15 protein-coding genes are annotated in these 19,838 nt (G+C 72.0%); 7 read left to right on the top strand and 8 right to left on the bottom strand.

Going from position 1 to position 19,838, the window contains the following annotated elements; all coding sequences use genetic code 11:
- Positions 1 to 307: 307 nt before the first annotated feature.
- Together ACH4TG_RS38600 and ACH4TG_RS38595 are read right to left on the bottom strand one after the other, a co-directional pair.
- Entirely contained in the window at positions 308 to 1,219 is a 912-nt protein-coding gene (locus ACH4TG_RS38600) for a tRNA (adenine-N1)-methyltransferase (protein WP_398247580.1), read from the bottom strand.
- A gap of 30 nt (positions 1,220 to 1,249) precedes the next feature.
- The gene (locus tag ACH4TG_RS38595) at positions 1,250 to 2,512 is read right to left on the bottom strand and encodes a site-2 protease family protein (RefSeq protein WP_398247579.1); all 1,263 of its coding nucleotides are present in this window, start codon (positions 2,510 to 2,512) and stop codon (positions 1,250 to 1,252) included.
- Between the two features lie 107 nt (positions 2,513 to 2,619).
- On the opposite strand from ACH4TG_RS38595, the gene ACH4TG_RS38590 reads away from it, so the two are divergent.
- The gene (locus ACH4TG_RS38590; RefSeq protein WP_398247577.1) at positions 2,620 to 3,621 is read left to right on the top strand and encodes a RecB family exonuclease; all 1,002 of its coding nucleotides are present in this window, start codon (positions 2,620 to 2,622) and stop codon (positions 3,619 to 3,621) included.
- A 13-nt stretch (positions 3,622 to 3,634) separates the two neighbouring features.
- Complete coding sequence (locus ACH4TG_RS38585; RefSeq protein ID WP_398247575.1) at positions 3,635 to 4,306, top strand: response regulator; 672 nt, start codon at positions 3,635 to 3,637, stop codon at positions 4,304 to 4,306.
- A 46-nt stretch (positions 4,307 to 4,352) separates the two neighbouring features.
- Here ACH4TG_RS38585 and ACH4TG_RS38580 read toward each other — a convergent pair whose 3' ends face one another.
- From ACH4TG_RS38580 to metH, 4 genes are all read right to left on the bottom strand, one after another.
- On the bottom strand, positions 4,353 to 5,957 hold the full coding sequence (locus ACH4TG_RS38580) for an ABC transporter substrate-binding protein (RefSeq protein WP_398247573.1): 1,605 nt from the start codon (positions 5,955 to 5,957) through the stop codon (positions 4,353 to 4,355).
- Positions 5,958 to 5,982: 25 nt separating this feature from the next.
- Entirely contained in the window at positions 5,983 to 7,596 is a 1,614-nt protein-coding gene (locus ACH4TG_RS38575; protein WP_398247571.1) for an ABC transporter substrate-binding protein, read from the bottom strand.
- A 280-nt stretch (positions 7,597 to 7,876) separates the two neighbouring features.
- Complete coding sequence (locus ACH4TG_RS38570; RefSeq protein ID WP_398247569.1) at positions 7,877 to 8,578, bottom strand: HAD family hydrolase; 702 nt, start codon at positions 8,576 to 8,578, stop codon at positions 7,877 to 7,879.
- A gap of 188 nt (positions 8,579 to 8,766) precedes the next feature.
- The gene (metH, locus tag ACH4TG_RS38565; RefSeq protein WP_398247567.1) at positions 8,767 to 12,276 is read right to left on the bottom strand and encodes a methionine synthase; all 3,510 of its coding nucleotides are present in this window, start codon (positions 12,274 to 12,276) and stop codon (positions 8,767 to 8,769) included.
- Between the two features lie 254 nt (positions 12,277 to 12,530).
- On the opposite strand from metH, the gene ACH4TG_RS38560 reads away from it, so the two are divergent.
- The 4 genes from ACH4TG_RS38560 to ACH4TG_RS38545 all read left to right on the top strand — a co-directional run bounded on the left by ACH4TG_RS38560 (position 12,531) and on the right by ACH4TG_RS38545 (position 17,545).
- Positions 12,531 to 13,295: an IclR family transcriptional regulator gene (locus ACH4TG_RS38560; RefSeq protein ID WP_398247565.1), complete on the top strand. Its 765-nt coding sequence runs from the start codon at positions 12,531 to 12,533 to the stop codon at positions 13,293 to 13,295.
- A gap of 185 nt (positions 13,296 to 13,480) precedes the next feature.
- The gene (locus tag ACH4TG_RS38555; RefSeq protein WP_398247563.1) at positions 13,481 to 14,269 is read left to right on the top strand and encodes an MIP/aquaporin family protein; all 789 of its coding nucleotides are present in this window, start codon (positions 13,481 to 13,483) and stop codon (positions 14,267 to 14,269) included.
- Positions 14,270 to 14,369: 100 nt separating this feature from the next.
- Positions 14,370 to 15,932 carry a glycerol kinase GlpK gene (gene glpK / locus ACH4TG_RS38550; RefSeq protein WP_398247561.1) on the top strand — a complete coding sequence of 521 codons (1,563 nt, stop codon included), beginning with the start codon at positions 14,370 to 14,372 and terminating at the stop codon, positions 15,930 to 15,932.
- A gap of 8 nt (positions 15,933 to 15,940) precedes the next feature.
- A complete protein-coding gene (locus ACH4TG_RS38545) occupies positions 15,941 to 17,545 on the top strand; it encodes an FAD-dependent oxidoreductase (RefSeq protein WP_398247559.1) in 1,605 nt (534 codons plus the stop codon).
- Positions 17,546 to 17,634: 89 nt separating this feature from the next.
- On the opposite strand, the gene ACH4TG_RS38540 is transcribed toward ACH4TG_RS38545, so the two are convergent.
- Positions 17,635 to 18,198 (bottom strand): TIGR03086 family metal-binding protein, encoded by a 564-nt coding sequence (locus tag ACH4TG_RS38540; RefSeq protein WP_398247557.1) that lies wholly within the window; start codon positions 18,196 to 18,198, stop codon positions 17,635 to 17,637.
- Positions 18,199 to 18,266: 68 nt separating this feature from the next.
- Between ACH4TG_RS38540 and ACH4TG_RS38535 the strand changes: the two genes are divergently transcribed.
- Positions 18,267 to 19,064 (top strand): DUF6597 domain-containing transcriptional factor, encoded by a 798-nt coding sequence (locus ACH4TG_RS38535; RefSeq protein WP_398247555.1) that lies wholly within the window; start codon positions 18,267 to 18,269, stop codon positions 19,062 to 19,064.
- Positions 19,065 to 19,109: 45 nt separating this feature from the next.
- Here the strand turns inward: ACH4TG_RS38535 and ACH4TG_RS38530 are convergent, their stop codons facing one another.
- Positions 19,110 to 19,781 (bottom strand): FadR/GntR family transcriptional regulator, encoded by a 672-nt coding sequence (locus ACH4TG_RS38530; RefSeq protein WP_398247554.1) that lies wholly within the window; start codon positions 19,779 to 19,781, stop codon positions 19,110 to 19,112.
- Positions 19,782 to 19,838: the final 57 nt, after the last annotated feature.

Genomic DNA, 19,838 nt, shown 5'->3' with positions numbered 1-19,838 from the left:
GGCGGGCGGGGGGGGGCGCCCCCCGCCGCGCCCCCGGGGGGCGCCTCGGGGGGGGGGGCCCGGGGGGGGCCCCCGGCCCCCCCCGCGGCGGCGGGGGGGGGGGGGGGGCGGGCGGGCGGCCCCCCCCCGCCCCTCGTTTCGAGCCGGGCTCCAGCGCGGCTCAGGCCGCGCTCCAGGCGGTCCCGTGGCCGGTACGCGACCGTGCGCCCGCAGTGGGCCGGACGGCCGCCACGGTGGCCGTGGGACGGCAACCCGGTGGCGGCGCGGTGAAGTTGGCCGGAATCGTCCCCTTGCGAGCGCTTCGCGGTCAGCTCTCGGCGGCGGAGCCCCCGCTGCCGCTGCCGGGACCGGTGTAGTCCTCGCCGTAGGCGCCCTTCGCGGGCCTGCGGCGGCGCAGTGGCGGCTCCACGCCGTCGGCCAGGCGCCGGGCGGTGAGCAGGAAGCCGGTGTGGCCGATCATGCGGTGGTCCGGGCGGACGGCGAGGCCCTCCACGTGCCAGGTGCGGACCATGGTCTCCCAGGCGGCCGGCTCGTTGAAGGTGCCGTGCTCGCGGATCGCCTCGACGGTGCGCGCCAGCTGCGTGGTGGTCGCCACGTAGGCGCAGAGGATGCCGCCGGGCACCAGGGCCTTGGAGACCGCCTCCAGGCACTCCCAGGGCGCGAGCATGTCGAGGATGACCCGGTCGACGTCGGTGTCGGAGAGGTGGTCCTGGAGGTCGCCGACGGTGAGCTGCCAGGCCGGGTGCAGGCCGCCGAAGTAGCGCTCGACGTTCTGCGTGGCGATCTCGGCGAAGTCGGCGCGGCGCTCGTAGCTGTGCAGCATGCCGTGGTCGCCGATCGCCCGCAGCAGGAAGCTGCTGAGCGACCCCGAGCCCACGCCCGCCTCGACGACGCGCGCGCCGGGGAAGATGTCGGCCATCGCCAGGATCTGCCCCGCGTCCTTGGGGTAGACCACGGCGGCGCCGCGGGGCATGGACAGGACGTAGTCGGGGAGCAGGGGGCGCAGCGCAAGGTAGGCGACGTTTCCCGTGGTTCGGACCACACTGCCCTCGGGGGCACCGATCAGCTCGTCGTGGGGGAAGGCGCCCTTGTGGGTGTGGAACTGCTTCCCGGCTTCGAGCGTGAAGGTGTAGTGGCGTCCCTTGGGGTCGGTGAGCTGGACCTGGTCCCCGACTTTGAAGGGCCCGCGACGGCGGGCGGCACCGGTCGGTTCGGACATGCGTCGAGTCTAGTGGCTCGATCCGCCCGGTCAGGACGCCCGGGACATCGCGGCCAGGAACGCCCGCTCGACGTCGGCGGTGGACAGCACCCCGTAGATCTCGCCGGTCGGTTCGACGACCAGGTACTCGGTGGACGGCGTCGCCCGCAGCCGGTCCAGCAGGTCCTCGCCCGCCAGCTCCGCGGAGACCCGCATGCCGGGCGTGAGGTCCTGCGCGAGGCCGCTGACGGCGACCCAGGGCCTGCGGTGCTCGGGGACGGTGACGATCGCGGACTCCCGGACCAGGGCCGTCGGGTCGCCGCGGCCGTCGACCACCACCAGGGCGCGGGCGCCGGCCTCGTTGGCGCGGCGCAGCGCCTCGGACAGCGGGGTGTCGGAGGCGACCGGCACCGCGCGGCGGGTCAGGGTGCGGGCCTGGAGCCCGGGCAGGCGCTCGCGGAGCCGGGCCATCCGCAGGCTGTTGCCGGCGCCGGTCCAGATGATCGCGGCGAGGATCGCCGCCAGCAGCGCGTCGGTCAGCGAGTCGGAGCCGCTGCTGCCGCCGTTGATGCCGCCGCGGTAGGACAGCAGCGGGAGGCCGATCAGCACGGCCAGCGCCAGGGCGCGGCCCACCCAGGCGGCGGCCACGGTGCCGGTCATGGCCTTGCCGCTGATCTTCCACACCACGGCCCGCAGCATCCGGCCGCCGTCCAGCGGCAGCCCCGGCAGGAAGTTGAAGATGGCCACGATGAGGTTGCTGACCATCAGGCCGGCCAGCAGCACGCCGGGCACCGTGCCGGAGTCGACGAACTGCATCGCCCCGTAGAAGACGGCCGCGAGCACCAGGGAGAGCAGCGGCCCGACGAAGGCCAGCACGAACTCGCGGCCCGGGGTGTCGGACTCCTTCTCGATCTCCGAGACGCCGCCGAAGAACTGCAGCTGGATCCGGCGGACCGGCAGCTTGAAGCGCAGCGCGGCGACGGTGTGCGCCAGCTCGTGCACGAGCACCGAGGCGTAGAAGGCGATCGCGAAGAACAGCGACACCAGGTAGCGGACCCGGCCCAGCTCGGGCAGCACGGTGTCCAGCTGGCCGCCGAAGACCCAGGTGATCAGCGCGGCGACCAGGAACCAGCTGGGTGCCACGTAGATCGGCACGCCGAAGAAGCGCCCCATCAGGATGCCGCCGCCCGGCTCCCGGGCCGCGCCGGAGGCACCCTCGCCGTCCCGGGCCGGGGGGCTGCTGTTGTCCGACGGCGGCCGACCGCTCTCGCTCACTGGTTCCCCTCGATCGATGCAGTCCCCCGTACCGATCATGCGGCACGAGGGGCTCTCCGACCATGCTATTGCCCTGCCCATCGAACGACACGGGGGCACCGCCCGGCCCGCTGCGCTGTCAGTGGCAGGCAATAGGGTCGGGTGCCATGGAGATCCCTGCCCAGAGCACGCCGCCGGACGCCGCCGAGGAACCCGAGGCGGCTGCATCGGCCGGCGAGACGGCCGCCGGCGATGCCACGGCGGCCGGCGAGGCCGGCGAGACGGCCGCCGGTGCGGTCCGGCGGACGCCGCCGCGGCCGCCGTCCTCGCTGTCGCCGTCGCGGGCCTCGGACTTCATGCGCTGCCCGCTGCTGTACCGGCTGCGGGTGATCGACCGGCTGCCGGAGAAGCCCAGCCAGGCGGCGACCCGCGGCACCGTGGTGCACGCCGTGCTGGAGCGGCTCTTCGACGCGCCCGCGGCCGACCGGACCGCGGACCGGGCCCGGTCGATGGTGGCCGGCGAGTGGGAGCGGCTGCGGGAGGCCAGGCCGGAGCTGGACGAGCTGTTCGGCGCGGTCGAGGGCGCCGCCGACCCGGCGGCGCTGGCGGACTGGCTGCAGAGCGCCGAGCACCTGGTGGACCGCTGGTTCACGCTGGAGGACCCGACCCGCCTGGAGCCCGCCGAGCGCGAGCTGTACGTGGAGACGCAGCTGGCGTCAGGGCTGGTGCTGCGCGGCTACGTGGACCGGCTGGACGTCGCCCCCGCCACCGGCGACCTGCGGGTGGTGGACTACAAGACCGGCAAGGCGCCGCGGCCCGAGTACGCAGACGAACCGCTGTTCCAGATGAAGTTCTACGCCCTGGTGCTGTGGCGGCTGCGCGGCGTGGTGCCGCGCCGGCTTCAGCTGGTCTACCTCGGCAGCGGGGACCTGCTGACGTACGACCCCAGCGAGACCGACCTGCTGCGCACCGAGCGCAAGTTGCAGGCGCTGTGGGAGGCGATCAGCGAGGCGACGGCCAGCGGCGAGTGGCGCCCGCGCCGCGGCCCGCTCTGCGCCTGGTGCGACCACCAGGCGTTCTGTCCCGAATTCGGGGGGACTCCCCCGCCGTACCCGCTGGCGGAAAAACCGGGTCTGCTGCCTGTCGTGGGCAAGAATGACTCGGTCTAGCAAAGGAGTACCCGTGGCCATTCGCGTCCTGCTGGTGGACGATCAGCCCCTGTTGCGCACCGGATTCCGGATGATCCTGGAGGCGGAGTCCGATCTGGCCGTGGTGGGCGAGGCCGGCGACGGCCAGCAGGCGCTCGACCAGGTACGGGCGCTGCAGCCCGACGTGGTGCTGATGGACATCCGGATGCCGAGGATGGACGGGGTGGAGGCCACCCGGCAGATCACCGGCCCCGACCGCTCGGGCCCGGCCAAGGTGCTGGTGCTCACCACCTTCGACCTGGACGAGTACGTGGTGGAGGCGCTGCGCGCCGGGGCCAGCGGCTTCCTGCTCAAGGACGCGCCGGCCGCGGAGCTGGTGCAGGCGATCCGGGTGGTGGCCGCGGGCGAGGCGATGCTGGCGCCGAGCATCACGCGCCGGCTGCTGGACAAGTACGCCGGCCGGCTCCCGTCGGGCGAGGAGGCGGTGCCGCAGCCGCTGAACGCGCTGACCGAGCGCGAGGTCGAGGTGCTCAAGCTGGTGGCCCGCGGACTGTCGAACGCGGAGATCGCCGCCGAGCTGTTCGTCAGCGAGACCACCGTCAAGACCCACGTCGGCCACGTGCTGACCAAGCTGGCGCTGCGCGACCGGGTGCAGGCCGCGGTGTACGCCTACGAGAGCGGACTGGTGCGGCCCGGCGCGAACTGAGCGGGACCTGACCGGGCGGCCCCGCGCGGGACCGCCCGGTGCGCGGTCAGTTGGTGGACACCCCGCGGCCCAGTTCCCAGAACTGGGTGGTCGAGGAGGCGTTGAGCGCCCACTCGGTGCCGGTGATGTCGCTGCGCGCGGCGATGTACTGCTTGCCCTGCCACAGCGGCACGATCGGGACGTCGCGCGCGATGTCCTGCTGGGCCTGCTCGAAGTCGGCCACCGCGCCGCTGCGGGCGGTCTTCTGCCGGGTGCCGGGGATGATCTGGTCCCGTATCTGCGGGTTGACGTACGCCAGGTTCAGGAAGTCGTCGTTGCCGAAGAACGGGGCGATGTAGTTGTCCGGGTCGGGGAAGTCGGGGAACCAGCCCATGCCGAACACCTGGAGCTTGTGCGCCCGGTACGCGGTCTTGTAGGCGTTCCAGTCGGCCGTGCCCTGGAGGGTGACCCGGAACAGGCCGCCGGACTCCAGCTCGTCCTTGAGCATGGCGAACTCCGGCGCGGTCGCCTCGCCGTAGTGGTTCGTGGTGTACGACAGCGTCAGCGGCACCGGGGTGTCGATGCCGGCCTGGGCCAGGACGCGGCGGGCGGCGGCCGGGTTCGGCTGGTCGCCGTAGTCGTTGAAGAACGCGTTGTTGTGCCCGGTGATGCCCTGCGGGACCAGCGAGTACAGCGGCGTCGTGGTCCGCTGGTACACGTCGTGGGTGAGGGTCTGCCGGTCCACGAGGTCGGCGACGGCCTTGCGGACCGCGAGCTTCCCGACCGTGGGGTCTGCGGTGTTGAAGACCAGGTAGCGGATCTCGGTGCCGGGCGCCTCGGTGAGCTTGACCTCCGGATCGGCCCCGTCGGCCAGGTCGTTGATCTGCGCCGGGGACATCGTCCGGCTCATCACGTCGATGCTGCCGGCCTGGAGCGCCTTCATCATCGAGGCCGAGGAGGTGAAGAACCGCAGCTCGATCTTGCTGTTGTTGATCTTCAGGGAGCCCTTGTAGCGGGAGTTCCGGCTGAAGACCGCGCTCTTGCCCGGGGTGAACGACGAGAGCGTGTAGGGGCCGGACCCCACCACCGAGTAGCCCGGGTGCGCCTTGGCGGCGCCGTACTCGTGGCTGTCGACGATGTCGGCTGCCGGGGTGGCGAGCTTGAACGGGAAGGTGGAGTCCGGCCCGGACAGGTGGAAGACGACCGTCGAGGGATCGGGCGTCTCCACCGTGTCCACGTTGCTCAGCAGGTTCGCCGGGCCGTTGGGATCGTTGATCCGCCGTACCCGGTCGATGGAGAACTTGACGTCCTGCGAGGTGATCTTGCGACCGTTGGAGAACGTGAGGCCGCTGCGCAGCGTGCACCGGTACTGCTCGCCCTGGCTGTCCGAGAAGTGGCACTCCTTGGCGGCCTCGGGCTGCGGGTCGGTGCCGCTGCGCGGCAGCCGCAGCAGCGTCTGGTAGGTGTTGCTGAAGATGTTCCAGCTCTCGATGTCGTACCCGGTCGCCGGATCGAACGGCGCCGGGTCGTCCTTCGACATCTGGAACACGTCCGTCGTGCCGACCACGATCGGCCGGCCGCCGCCCCCACTGCCGCCGCCGGATCCGCATCCGGCCAGCGGCAGTGTCGCCAGGCCCAGCAGGGCCGGCATGACGAGCAGCTTGCGGTTCATCCTCGACGCTCTCCTTGCGCTCGGGTCACCCGTTAACGCCACGGCCCAACTCCCAGAACTGCGTGGTGGTCGAGGAGTTCAGCGCCCACTCGACACCGGTGATGTCGCTGCGTGCGGCGATGTACTGCTTGCCCTGCCACAGGGGGAGCATCGGGACGTCCTGGGCGATGATGTCCTGCGCCGTCTTGAAGTCCGTGCTGGCGGTGCTGCGGGCCGCCATGCCGCGGGTCGCGGGCAGGATCGTGTTCTGGATCTCGGTGCTCTGGTACGGCAGGTTGAGGAAGTTGTCCTTGTCGAAGAACGGCGCGATGTAGTTGTCCGGGTCGGGGAAGTCCGGGAGCCAGCTGATCGCGAAGATCTCGTACTTGCGCTCGGAGGCCGCCTTCAGGAAGGCGTTCCACTGCTCGCTCTTGGTGGTGACGTCGAACAGCCCGGTGGCGTTGAGCTGCTGGGCGATCGCCTCGGCCTCGGGCTGGTTCATCGTGCCGCCGTTGTCGCGGCGGAAGTTGATGGTCAGCGGGACCTTGCTGGTGATGCCGGCGCTCTTCAGCTTCTGCTTGGCGGCGCTGGTGTTCGGGTTCCCGTAGACGTTGAAGAACGAGTTGACGTGGCCCGAGATGCCCTGCGGCACGACCGAGTACAGCGGGTCGGCGGTGCGCTTGTAGACGTTCTTGGTGATGGCCTGGCGGTCCAGGACCATGGCCATCGCCTGACGGACGGCCTTGGTCTTCAGGTCGACCGAGGAGGTGTTGAGGAACAGGTAGCGGGCCTCGCCGCCCGGCGCCTCGGTGAGCTTGATGTCGGGGTCGGTGCTCGCCTGGAGTTCCTTGATCTGGTCCGGGTCGAGCTGGCGGGACATCACGTCCAGCTGGCCGGCCTTCAGGGCGGTCTCCATCTTCTTGGAGTCCTCGAACATCCGCAGGTCGACCTTGCTGTTGTTCAGCTTGAGCGCGCCCTGGTAGTTCGAGTTCTTGACGAACTCGCCCTTCTGGAAGGTGCCCTCCTTGGTCGCGGAGTACGACTTGAGGACGTAGGGGCCGGAGCCTATGAGCTTGTAGCCGTCGTACGGCTTGCTCATGTCGTAGACCTTGCTGTCCATGATCGCGGCGGCCGGGGTCGCCAGCTTCGCGGGGAACGTGGCGTCAGGAGCCTTGAGCTGGAAGACGACGGTCCGGTCGTCGGGGGTGTTCACCGCTTTGACGCCGGATATCAGGGACGCCGGGCCGGTGGGCCAGTTGATCTTCTGCATCCGGTCGATGGAGAACTTCACATCCGCGGACGTGATCTTGTCACCGTTGGAGAACTTCAGATTGTCCCGCAGGGTGCACTGGTACGTCAGCGTGGAGGTGTCCGTGTAGTGGCACTCGGAGGCCGCGTCGGGGGACGGCGTGGTGCTGCTGCGGGGGTAGCTCAGCAGCATCTGGAAGGTGTTGTAGAAGATGTTCCAGGTCGCGCTGTCGTACGAGGTGGCCGGATCGAGCGGAGCAGGGTTGTCCTTGGTCATCTCGATGCTGTCGGTGGTGCCAACGACGATGGGTTTGCCACTGTCGCCGCTCCCTCCGCCGGAGCTGCCGCACCCGCTCACCAGGGGTGTCAGTACGCCCAGCAGGGCGGGCAGCACCAGAAGCCTGCGATTCATCGTCGTTGTTCTCCTCTTGCTACTGCACATGTGCCGGTGGACCCCCGTGGTGACGTCACGCAGCCGAACAGGCCGTCCACGCACCCGAGTCCGGGGCAGGCCGAAGCCGGGATGGCTGACGCGCTCGGGCGGCCGGACCGCCTTGCCGCGGGGTCACCGCAGGTATTCCAGCACACTCCGCGCGCACGCTTCGGCGACGATACCGAGATTGCGTGTGATCAGCACCAACGGGATACCAAAGTTCGTGCAGAGACGCCTGGGAATTCCCCGATGGCGACGCTCAGTGAAGGGCCGTGTTCAAAGAGCGCAGAAAAGGGATGCTCAACTCCTCGAGCGAACGCAGCACCGTCCGGCCGGGCGCCGGCTCGATCGGGACCACCGACGGGACGGCCACCACGCGGCAGCCCGCGGCCTCCGCGGAGGCGACTCCGGTGAGGGTGTCCTCGACGACCACGCACGCCGCCGGGTCGGCCCCGAGCCGTGCCGCGGCGGTCAGGTACGGGTCGGGGTGCGGCTTGGTGCGGGGCACCTCGTCGCCGGCCACGGTGAAGGCGAAGTGCTCGGCGCCCAGCCAGGCGAGCATCGCGTCGATCGTCCTGCGGTGCGAGGCGGAGACCAGCGCGGTGGGGATGCCGTGCGCGGTCAGCTCGGTGAGCAGCCGGCGGGCGCCGGGCATCAGCGGGGCGCCGCGGGCGATCAGCTGCTCGAAGCGCAGGTTCACCGCGGGGGTCAGTTCCGCGGCGGAGACGGCGGCGCCGGTCACCTCGATCAGGTGGCCGAGGCTGCGGGCCATCGGGCCGCCGACGACGACGGAGCGGTGCGCCTCGTCCAGCACGTGCCCGAGGCCGGCGAAGACCTCGCTCTCCGCCGCCCACCACAGCCCCTCGGTGTCCACCAGGGTGCCGTCCAGGTCCAGCAGCACCGCATGGGGTACCGGACCCTGCGCCATGCGGGTTGCGGCGACGGGGATGCTGCTGGTCATACGCCCCACTCCTCGACTCGGTGCTCCAGGCCCGGCGTGGTGGACACGTGCCCGCTTCCGGGGGGCACAGAGGCCGGTCGCGGCGCCCCGCGAATGCGGGACGGCGACCGGCCTCTGCCGGATCTGCCAGTGTACGTCGCCGGGCAACGGAACGCCGGACGTGGCGGAACGGCCCGGTGGCGCCCGGTCTAACGGGCGTTGAAGTACTTGGCCTCGGGGTGGTGGATGACGATGGCGTCGGTGGACTGCTCGGGGTGCAGCTGGAACTCCTCGGACAGCTTCACGCCGATCCTCTCCGGTTCCAGCAGGTCGGCGATCTTCGCCCGGTCCTCCAGGTCGGGGCAGGCCCCGTAGCCCAGCGAGAAGCGCGCGCCGCGGTACTTCAGCGCGAACATGTCCGCCACGTCGTCGGGGTCCTCGCCGGCGAAGCCCAGCTCGGCGCGCACCCGGGCGTGCCAGTACTCGGCGAGCGCCTCGGCCAGCTGCACCGACAGGCCGTGCAGCTCCAGGTAGTCCCGGTAGGAGTCGGCGGCGAACAGCTCGTTGGCCGCGTCCGAGATCCGGCTGCCGACGGTGACCACCTGGAAGCCGACGACGTCGGTCTCGCCGGACTCCTCGGGCCGGAAGTAGTCGGCCAGGCACAGCCGCCGCCCGCGGCGCTGCCGCGGGAAGGTGAACCGGGTGCGCTCGGTGCCGTCCTCGTGCAGCACGACCAGGTCGTCGCCCTTGGACACGCACGGGAAGTACCCGTGCACGACCGCCGCCTCCAGCAGGTTCTCCGACTGCAGGCGGGTGAGCAGCCCGCGCAGCCGCGGCCGGCCCTCGGTCTCCACCAGCTCCTCGTAGGAGGGCCCGCCGGCGCGGGCCTCCTTCAGGCCCCACTGCCCCTTGAACAGGGCGCCCTCGTCCAGCCAGGAGGCGTAGTCGGCCAGCTGGATGCCCTTGACCACCCGGGTGCCCCAGAACGGCGGGGTGGGCACCGGGTTGTCGGTGGCGACGTCCGAGCGGACCTGGCCGCTCTCCGGCTCCGGCTCGGCCTGCGGGCGCTGCGGGACCCGGCGGGCCTTCAGCTCGGGCAGCTTGGCACCGGGCACACCGCGCTTGATGCCGATCAGCGCGTCCATCAGCCGCAGGCCCTCGAAGGCGTCGCGGGCGTAGCGCACCTCGCCGGCGTAGACCTCGTGCAGGTCCTGCTCCACGTAGGCGCGGGTCAGCGCGGCTCCGCCGAGGATCACCGGGTAGGCGGCGGCCAGGCCGCGCTGGTTGAGCTCCTCCAGGTTCTCCTTCATGATCACCGTGGACTTCACCAGCAGCCCGGACATGCCGATCACGTCGGCGCGGTGCTCCTGCGCGGCGTCCAGGATGGCCGAGACCGGCTGCTTGATGCCCAGGTTGACCACGTTGTAGCCGTTGTTGGACAGGATGATGTCCACCAGGTTCTTGCCGATGTCGTGCACGTCGCCGCGCACGGTGGCGAGCACGATGGTGCCCTTGCCGCTGTCGTCGCTCTTCTCCATGTGCGGTTCGAGGTAGGCGACGGCGGACTTCATCACCTCGGCGGACTGCAGCACGAACGGCAGCTGCATCTGGCCGGAGCCGAACAGCTCGCCGACCACCTTCATCCCGGCCAGCAGGGTGTCGTTGACGATGTCCAGGGCCGGGCGGTCGGCCATGGCGGCATCCAGGTCGGCCTCCAGGCCGTTCTTCTCACCGTCGATGATGCGCCGTTGCAGGCGCTCCTCCAGCGGCAGCGCGGCCAGCTCCTCGGCCTTGCCCGCCTTGACCGACGTGGAGTCGACGCCCTCGAACAGCTCCATCAGGTGCTGGAGCGGGTCGTATCCCTCGCGCCGCAGGTCGTACACCAGGTCGTACGCGGTCTGCCGCTGCTCCTCGGGGATGCGGGCGATCGGCAGGATCTTCGCGGCGTGCACGATCGCGGAGTCCAGGCCCGCCTTGACGCACTCGTCGAGGAACACCGAGTTGAGGACGACGCGGGCGGCCGGGTTCAGGCCGAAGGAGATGTTGGACAGGCCCAGAGTGGTCTGCACGTCGGGGTGGCGGCGCTTGAGCTCCCGGATCGCCTCGATGGTGGCGACGCCGTCCTTGCGGGACTCCTCCTGGCCGGTGCAGATGGTGAAGGTCAGGCAGTCGATGAGGATGTCGGACTCGCGGATGCCCCAGTTGCCGGTCAGGTCGTCGATCAGCCGCTCGGCGATCTCCACCTTCTTCTCCGCGGTGCGCGCCTGCCCCTCCTCGTCGATGGTCAGCGCGATCAGGGCGGCGCCGTGCTCGACGGCCAGCTCGGTGACCCGGGCGAACCGGGACTCCGGGCCGTCGCCGTCCTCGTAGTTGACGGAGTTCAGCACGGCGCGCCCGCCGAGCTTCTCCAGGCCCGCGCGCAGCACGTCCACCTCGGTGGAGTCCAGCACGATCGGCAGCGTCGAGGCGGTGGCGAAGCGGCCGGCGATCTCGGCCATGTCGGCGACGCCGTCGCGGCCGACGTAGTCCACGCACAGGTCCAGCAGGTGGGCGCCCTCGCGGATCTGGTCGCGGGCCAGCTCGACGCAGTCCTCCCAGCGCCCGGCCAGCATCGCCTCGCGGAACTTCTTCGAGCCGTTGGCGTTGGTGCGCTCGCCGATCGCCAGGTACGAGGTGTCCTGGCGGAACGGGACGGTCTGGTAGAGGGATGCGGCGCCGGGCTCGGGGCGCGGGTTGCGCGGGGTCAGGTCGTGGCCGCCGACCCGCTCGACGATCTGCCGCAGGTGCTCGGGGGTGCTGCCGCAGCAGCCGCCGACCAGCGACAGCCCGTACTCGCGGGTGAAGACCTCCTGGGCGTCGGCCAGCTCGCCCGGGGACAGCGGGTAGTGGGCGCCGTCCTTGGTGAGCACCGGAAGGCCGGCGTTGGGCATGCAGGTCAGCGGGATCCGCGAGTGGCGGGTCAGGTAGCGCAGGTGCTCGCTCATCTCGGCGGGGCCGGTCGAGCAGTTCAGGCCGATCAGGTCGATGCCGAGCGGCTCCAGCGCAGTCAGCGCGGCGCCGATCTCGGAGCCGAGCAGCATGGTGCCGGTGGTCTCCACCGCGACCGAGCAGATCAGCGGCAGGTCCACGCCGGCGGCGGCCATCGCCCGGCGCGAGCCGATCAGCGCGGCCTTGACCTGCAGCAGGTCCTGCATGGTCTCCACGATCAGCGCGTCCGCGCCACCGTCGATCAGGCCGGCGGCGTTGGCCTCGTAGCCGTTGCGCAGGGTCGCGTAGTCGATGTGGCCGAGCGTCGGCAGCTTGGTGCCGGGGCCGATCGAGCCGAGCACCCAGCGGGGGCGCCCGTCGGCGGCGAAGCCGTCGGCGACCTCGCGGGCCAGCCGGGCGCCGGCCTCGGCCAGCTCGTGGATCCGGTCGGCGCTGTCGTACTCGCTGAGCGCGGCGTGGTTGGCACCGAAGGTGTTGGTCTCCACGCAGTCCACGCCAGCGTCGAAGTACGCCTCGTGGACGGACCGCACGATGTCGGGCCGGGTGACGTTCAGGATCTCGTTGCAGCCTTCGAGCTGCTGGAAGTCGTCCAGAGTGGGCTCCTGCGCCTGCAGCATGGTGCCCATCGCGCCGTCGGCGACGACGACGCGGCGGGCGAGTGCGGCGCGCAGCGCGGCCGCTCGGGCGTTGCTGGCGGCAGGCGCGGAGGAGGGACGGGACGGCGAGGCCATGGAGATGCTCCCTGGAGTGCGACGGCTGTCGGCTATGCGGTCCGCCCCGCCGGTGGCCCCGTCGGGGGCCGCCCGCCGAGGAGGGCGCACCTCGCCAGGGTAGCTGGCCTTCCCGCGGGGCTTCGAGGGATTCCGAGGGGCGGACGGGTGGTGCCAGACTCGGCTCTGCGATGATGTGGGTCGACAATGTCGACCGGGGGCACGGCGCAGGACGCCGCGCCCGCCGTCCACGGACCTTCTCGGGAGGGCGAGCGATGCCAGGCCCCATCCAGTCCCTGGAGCGTGCCGCCGCGATCCTGCGCCTGCTGGCCGGGGGCGAGCGCCGCCTCGGGCTGTCCGACGTGGCGTCCTCGCTGGGGCTGGCCAAGGGGACCACCCACGGCATCCTGCGCACGCTGCAGCAGGAGGGCTTCGTGGAGCAGGACCAGGTGTCGGGCAAGTACCAGCTCGGCGCCGAACTGCTGCGGCTCGGCAACAGCTATCTGGACGTCCACGAGCTGCGGGCCCGCGCCCTGGTGTGGACCGACGACCTGGCCAGGTCCAGCGGCGAGGCGGCGTACCTGGGGGTGCTGCACCAGCAGGGCGTGCTGATCGTGCACCACGTCTTCCGGCCCGACGACAGCCGGCAGGTGCTGGAGGTCGGGGCGATGCAGCCGCTGCACTCCACGGCGCTGGGCAAGGTGCTCTCCGCCTTCGACCCGGTAGCGCACAGCGAGGCGGCCGAGGCCGAGATGACCGCGCTGACCGCCCGCACGCTCACCGACGCGGCCGGCTTCGAGCAGGAGCTGGCGCTGGTGCGCGCCCGGGGCTGGGGCGCGGACCTGGAGGAGACCTGGGACGGCGTGGCCTCGGTGGCGGCGCCGGTGTACGACCGGCGGCGGATGCCGGTGGGCGCGGTGGGCGTCACCGGCGCGGTGGAGCGGCTCTGCGACGCCGACGGCGTCAGATCGCGGCTGGTGGCCGCGGTGCGGGACTGCGCCAGAGCGGTCTCCCGGGACCTGGGGGCGGGCAGGTTCTGATGCTCCCGCCGCGCGCCCCACCGGCGCCCGGCCCCCCGGATCGGGACCCGCGCGGCGGAGTTCTCGGTCACACCCCTCTTGACCCCACCACACCAGGGGGCAAAACTCTCGCCCAGCGGTCGACAATGTCGAACATCGGACGGGACCCGAGTCGCCGCCATCTGGACTAAGACAAGGGAGTCGCAGTGTCCAACGGCCACATCGTCATAGGCGAGCTCTTCGGCACCGCCGTGCTCATCCTGCTGGGCGGTGGCGTCTGCGCCGCCGTGACGCTCAAGAAATCCAAGGCCAGAGACGCGGGCTGGGTCGCGATCACCTTCGGCTGGGGATTCGGCGTGCTCGGCGGCGCGTACATCGCCAACGGCTACTCGGGCGGCCAGCTCAACCCGGCGGTCACCCTCGGGATCGCGATCAAGACGAATCAGTGGAGCCACGTGCCCTACTACCTGATCGGGCAGTTCGCCGGCGCGCTGATCGGCGCGTTCCTGGTGTGGGTGGTGTACATGGGGCAGTTCACGGCCCACCTGACGGACTCCGAGGTGCTGGCCGGCCACGGCGCGGACCCGGCCGGCCCGTCCACCGGCGACGGGTCGCTGCCCGGCGGCCCGGTGCTGGGCGTCTTCTCCACCGGCCCGGAGATCCGCAACACGGTGCAGAACCTGCTCACCGAGATCGTCGCCACCGCCGTGCTGGTGCTGTTCATCCTCACCCAGGGCATGACGAACGGCCTGGCCCTCAACGGCCTGGGCATCCTGCTGACCGCGCTGCTCGTGGTCGGCATCGGCCTGTCGCTGGGCGGGCCCACCGGCTACGCGATCAACCCGGCGCGCGACCTCGGCCCGCGCATCGTGCACAGCCTGCTGCCGCTGCCGAACAAGGGCGGCTCCGACTGGGGCTACGCCTGGATACCCGTGGTCGGCCCGCTGGCCGGCGCCGCGATCGCCGGCGGACTGTACCGGCTGTGCTTCACCTGAGCCGCCCGGCCGTGCCCGGCCGCGCCCGTCGCCGCGATCCGGCCCCGCCGCACCGGCACCCCGCACCCGCCTGGACCCGCAGACTTCCGAGGAGCACCCCGTGACCGACAGCATCCCGACCCCCACCAGCTCGCACGGCAGCGGCCCGTTCATCGCCGCCATCGACCAGGGCACCACGTCCAGCCGCTGCATCGTGTTCGACCGCGACGGCCGGATCGTGGCCGTCGACCAGAAGGAACACGAGCAGATCTTCCCCAAGCCGGGCTGGGTGGAACACGACGCGGCCGAGATCTGGACGAACGTCCAGGAGGTGGTGGCCGGCGCGATCGGCAAGGCCGCCCAGGACATCCCCGGCTTCACCCCGTCCGACGTCAAGGCGATCGGCATCACCAACCAGCGCGAGACGACGCTGCTGTGGGACCGGCACACCGGCGAGCCGGTGCACAACGCGCTGGTCTGGCAGGACACCCGCACCGACGCGCTCTGCCGCGAGCTGGGCCGCAACGTCGGCCAGGACCGCTTCCGCCGTGAGACCGGCCTGCCGCTGGCGTCGTACTTCGCCGGGCCCAAGATCCGCTGGCTGCTGGACAACGTCGAGGGCCTGCGGGAGCGCGCCGAGGCCGGCGACATCCTCTTCGGCACCATGGACTCCTGGGTCATCTGGAACCTCACCGGCGGCGTGAACGGCGGGGTGCACGTCACCGACGTCACCAACGCCTCGCGCACCCTGCTGATGAACCTGCACACCCTGAACTGGGACGAGAAGATCCTCGCCTCGATCGGCGTGCCCGCCGCGGTGCTGCCGGAGATCCGCTCGTCGTCCGAGGTGTACGGGACCACGAGCGTCGGCGGCCTCGTGGACGTCCCGGTGGCCTCCGCGCTCGGCGACCAGCAGGCCGCGCTGTTCGGCCAGACCTGCTTCGCCAAGGGCGAGGCCAAGTCCACCTACGGCACCGGCACCTTCATGCTGATGAACACCGGTGACACGCCGGTCAACTCCTACAACGGCCTGATCACCACCGTCGGCTACCGGATCGGCGAGGACGCCCCGGTGTACGCCCTGGAGGGGTCCATCGCCGTCACCGGCTCGCTGGTGCAGTGGATGCGCGACCAGATGGGACTGATCTCCACCGCCGCGGAGATCGAGACGCTGGCGCTGACCGTGGAGGACAACGGCGGCGCGTACTTCGTGCCGGCCTTCTCCGGCCTGTTCGCCCCCTACTGGCGCGACGACGCCCGCGGGGTGATCGCCGGCCTGACCCGCTACGTCACCAAGGCGCACATCGCGCGCGCCGTGCTGGAGGCGACCGCCTGGCAGACCCGGGAGATCGCCGACGCGATGACCAAGGACTCCGGCGTCGACCTGACCGCGCTCAAGGTCGACGGCGGCATGACGTCCAACAACCTGCTGATGCAGACGCTGGCCGACTTCCTGGACGCGCCGGTGGTGCGCCCGATGGTCGCCGAGACCACCTGCCTGGGCGCCGCCTACGCGGCCGGCCTGGCGGTCGGCTTCTGGCCGGACACCGACGCGCTGCGCGCCAACTGGAAGCGGGCGGCCGAGTGGACGCCCCGGATGGACGCGGCCAAGCGCGACCGCGAGTACAAGCACTGGCTCAAGGCCGTCCAGGCGACCATGGGCTGGATCGACGAGGAGCACTGAGACACACCATGACCACCCTGCAGAGCGTCCCCGCGCTGGGGACGCATCCCACCTCCGGCGCCAACCCGGGACGGGCCGAGACCCGGGACCTGCTCGGCCGCGCCACCTACGACCTGCTGGTCGTCGGCGGCGGCATCCTCGGCATCACCACCGCCTGGCACGCCGCCCAGGCGGGACTGCGGGTGGCCATGGTCGACGCCGGGGACTTCGCCGGCGCCACCTCGTCGGCCTCCTCCAAGCTGCTGCACGGCGGGCTGCGCTACCTGCAGACCGGCGCGGTGAAGCTCGTCGCCGAGAACCACCTGGAGCGGCGCGCCGTCTCCCGTGACGTCGCGCCGCACCTGGCCCGGCCGCTCACCTTCTACCTGCCGGTCTACAAGGGCGGCCCGCACGGCGCGGCCAAGCTCGGCGCGGGGGTGTTCGCCTACTCGGCGCTGTCGGCGTTCCGCGACGGCGTCGGCCATGTCATCAGCCCCGCGCGGGCCGCCCGCGACGTGCCGGAGCTGCGCACCGACGACCTGCGCGCGGTCGCGGTCTACGAGGACGGGCAGATGAACGACGCCCGGATGGCGCTGATGACGGTGCGGGCCGCGGTCGACGCGGGCGCCACCGTGCTCAACCACGCCGAGGTCACCGGGCTGCGCTTCACCCGCGGCCGGGTCACCGGGGCGGAGCTTCGGGACCGCACCGACGGCACCGAGTTCGGCGTGAACGCCCGCCTGGTGCTCAACGCCACCGGGCCGTGGGTCGACCACCTGCGGCGGATGGAGGACCCGGCGGCCGCCCCCTCCATCCGGCTGTCCAAGGGCGCCCACCTGGTGCTCCGGCGGAGCTCGCCGTGGCGGGCGGCGCTCGCCACGCCCATCGACAAGTACCGCATCACCTTCGCCCTCCCCTGGGAGGACATGCTGCTGCTCGGCACGACCGACGAGGCGTACGAGGGCGATCCGGCCGATGTCGCGGTCACCGAGGCGGACATCACGCAGATCCTCGACGAGGCGGCGTTCTCGGTCCGCGACGCGCAGCTGTCCCGCGACCTGATCACCTACTCCTTCGCCGGGCTGCGGGTGCTGCCGGGCGGGCCCGGCGACACCGCCAAGGCCAAGCGGGAGACGGTGGTCACCGAGGGCAGCGGCGGCATGCTGTCGGTGGCCGGCGGCAAGTGGACGACGTTCCGGCACATCGGCCGCACGGTGATGAACAAGCTGGCGGCGCTTCCCGGCCATCCGCTCGCCGACGACATGGAGCCCATGTCGCACCTGCCGCGCCGGGCACCGCTGCCGGGCTTCGCCAGCCCGGACGCGGTGACCCACCGGCTGCTGGTGGACGGCGTCGCGCCGGGGCCGCGGATGGCCGCCGACACCGCGCGCCATCTGGCCACCCACTACGGCTCGCTGGCCTTCGACATCGCCCGGCTGGCCAACGAGGACCCGGCACTGGCCGAGCGGGTCCACCCCGACGCCCCGGAGATCTGGGCGCAGGTGGTCTACGCCCGCGACCACGAGTGGGCCCACGACGTCGACGACGTCCTGCGCCGCCGTACCACCTTGACCGTACGCGGTCTGGACACGCCGGAGGTCCGCGACCGCACGGCCCGGTTGCTCCACCAGTGAGGTGAGCGCCGCGGTCACCGCGCGCGGACGTGCCGGGCCGGTCACGGGGGGCCGGCCCGGCGCCCGGCGCGGGAGCTCGCGGTGGGTTGTCAGGCGGTCCAGCGGGGGTCGCGGCCGGAGAGGGCGAGCGCGAGGTCGAGGTCGGACGCCCCGGCCGGTACCTCGACGGGCTCGGCGAACCCCTTGTACTGCCGGTACATCTCGGCCTGCTCGCGGACCATGCCGAGCAGCGCCGCGGCGGCCGCGTCGTCCAGCCGGTACTCCTGGCCGGTGGCCCGGGCCAGGTCCCAGGCGTGCAGCACGAGTTCGAGGTAGAGCAGGCCGGCGATCGCCTCGGCGGCCATGCCGTTGATCTCGCCCTCCCAGACCGCCGGGTCGGCCCACGCGGCGACCGAGCGGTCGAGTTGGGCGGCGTAGCCGGCGGCCCACTGCGGGTCGGTGGTGAAGTCGCGGGTGGCCAGGTCGTCGGGGTGCGGCTCGCGCCGGGCCCGCAGCTCCATGCCGATACCGGTGTACGCCACGAGGTGGTTGGCCAGGGCCCGGGTGTCGTACTCCGGGCAGGGCGTGGGGTCGCCGAGCTGCCCGGCGGTGACGCCGGAGGTGATCCTCGCGGCCTCCGCCGCGCCGGCGGCGAGGTGTTCGTGGAAGGTCATGGCACCGAACCTAGGCGGGCGCGCGGCGCGGGTCTTGAAGAAACACGACAGGCCCTATCGTGGGCGGCATGACCAGGCACGACATGGGACGGGGCGTGCTGCGGCCGGACGTGGCCGCGACCCGGCTGGAGCTGCGGCGGAGCGAGCCCGCCCCCGGCCTCGCGCCGTACGTGGAGTTCTACTGGAACCCGCGCTGGGACCTGCGCGGCAAGCCGGACCACGAGCAGAAGGTGCTGGCGCACCCCAACGTGCACCTGGTCTTCGAGGAGCCCGAGCCGCTGGTGTACGGGGTGCAGCGGGACGTCTTCCGCCGGGTGCTGCACGGCCGCGGCCAGGCGTTCGGGGTGAAGTTCCGGCCGGGCGCGTTCCGGCCGTTCGCGGACGGCCCGGTGGCCGCGCTCGCCGACCGCGCGGTGCCGGCGGCGGACGTCTTCGGGCCCGCGGCCCGCGAGGTGAACGCCCGGATCCTGGGGCTGGACGACCTGGCGGAGATGGCCGGGCTCGCCGACGCCTATCTGCTCGACCTGCTGCCGCGGGCCGCGGCCGACCCCCAGGTGCCGCAGGTCGCGGCGCTCGTGGAGCGGATCACCGCCAGCCCGCAGCTGTTCCGCGTCGACGAGCTGGCCCGCGATCTGGACCTGCCGGTACGGCAGTTGCAGCGGCTGTTCGCCGAGTACGTGGGCGCGTCGCCGAAGTGGGTGCTGCGCCGGGCCCGGTTGCACGAGGTGGCCGCCCGCGCGGACGAGGGCGCGGACATCGACTGGGCCCAGCTGGCCGCCGACCTCGGCTACGCCGACCAGGCCCACCTGACACGGGACTTCACCGCCGCGGTCGGCTCACCGCCCGGCCGCTACGCCGCGGGCTGAGCCCGGGCCGCACCGACCCGGCGGGCGGCCTCGGGCGCGCGCACGTCAGAGGGTGGACCGCAGCCACTGCTCGACGCTGGCGACGTGGACGGTGGCCCAGGCGCGGGCCGCCTCGGCATCGCGGTCCCGCAGGGCGGCGAGGATCGCCCGGTGCTCCAAGAGGGTGCGGCTGACCGCGTCCTCCTGGGTCAGGCCGCGCCACACGCGGGCCCGGGTGGTGGGCCCGGACAGGCCGTCGAGCAGCGAGCACAGCACCGAGTTGCCGGAGCCCTGCACGATGCCGCGGTGGAACTCCAGGTCGGAGGCGACCAGTTCCTCCACGGAGGGCTGCTCGCCGAGGGCGTCGAGCTTGCCCTCCAGCGCGTCGAGCTCCTCGGCCGGGATGCGGATCGCCGCCATCGCGGTCGCGGCCGGCTCCAGGATGCGGCGCACGGCGAGGAACTCCAGCACGGTGTCGTCGCGGTGGAAGTCCACCACGAAGCTCAGTGCCTCCAGCAGCAGTTGCGGGTCCAGGCTGGTGACGTACGTGCCGTCGCCCTGGCGGACGTCGAGGATGCGGATGAGCGACAGCGCCCGCACGGCCTCGCGCAGCGAGTTGCGCGACAGGCCCAGCTCGGCGGCCAGCTCGCTCTCCTTGGGGAGCCGGTCCCCGGGACGCAGCGCCCCGGAGACGATCATCTCCTTGATCTTCTCGATCGCCTCGTCGGTGACCGCCATCAGCGCCTCCCCTGTCCCAGGTCTCGTGGCGCCCGCGCCAGACCTCCGATGTCTTGC

Origin of the sequence: Streptomyces sp. NPDC020917, from assembly GCF_044333795.1 — a bacterium.
Taxonomy (GTDB): Bacteria; Actinomycetota; Actinomycetes; order Streptomycetales; family Streptomycetaceae; genus Actinacidiphila.
Note: the sequence above shows the minus strand (reverse complement) of the source record. Positions and strands in the feature narration are given on the sequence as shown.

What these genes read in the sequence shown, in the direction of transcription:
- ACH4TG_RS38570 (WP_398247569.1), bottom strand. Translation starts at nt 8,578, where the DNA reads ATGACCAGCAGCATCCCCGTCGCCGCAACCCGCATGGCGCAGGGTCCG.
- ACH4TG_RS38545 (WP_398247559.1), top strand. Translation starts at nt 15,941, where the DNA reads ATGACCACCCTGCAGAGCGTCCCCGCGCTGGGGACGCATCCCACCTCC.
- metH (WP_398247567.1), bottom strand. Translation starts at nt 12,276, where the DNA reads ATGGCCTCGCCGTCCCGTCCCTCCTCCGCGCCTGCCGCCAGCAACGCC.
- ACH4TG_RS38530 (WP_398247554.1), bottom strand. Translation starts at nt 19,781, where the DNA reads ATGGCGGTCACCGACGAGGCGATCGAGAAGATCAAGGAGATGATCGTC.
- ACH4TG_RS38590 (WP_398247577.1), top strand. Translation starts at nt 2,620, where the DNA reads ATGGAGATCCCTGCCCAGAGCACGCCGCCGGACGCCGCCGAGGAACCC.
- ACH4TG_RS38575 (WP_398247571.1), bottom strand. Translation starts at nt 7,596, where the DNA reads ATGAATCGCAGGCTTCTGGTGCTGCCCGCCCTGCTGGGCGTACTGACA.
- ACH4TG_RS38540 (WP_398247557.1), bottom strand. Translation starts at nt 18,198, where the DNA reads ATGACCTTCCACGAACACCTCGCCGCCGGCGCGGCGGAGGCCGCGAGG.
- ACH4TG_RS38580 (WP_398247573.1), bottom strand. Translation starts at nt 5,957, where the DNA reads ATGAACCGCAAGCTGCTCGTCATGCCGGCCCTGCTGGGCCTGGCGACA.
- ACH4TG_RS38560 (WP_398247565.1), top strand. Translation starts at nt 12,531, where the DNA reads ATGCCAGGCCCCATCCAGTCCCTGGAGCGTGCCGCCGCGATCCTGCGC.
- ACH4TG_RS38600 (WP_398247580.1), bottom strand. Translation starts at nt 1,219, where the DNA reads ATGTCCGAACCGACCGGTGCCGCCCGCCGTCGCGGGCCCTTCAAAGTC.
- ACH4TG_RS38595 (WP_398247579.1), bottom strand. Translation starts at nt 2,512, where the DNA reads ATGATCGGTACGGGGGACTGCATCGATCGAGGGGAACCAGTGAGCGAG.
- ACH4TG_RS38535 (WP_398247555.1), top strand. Translation starts at nt 18,267, where the DNA reads ATGACCAGGCACGACATGGGACGGGGCGTGCTGCGGCCGGACGTGGCC.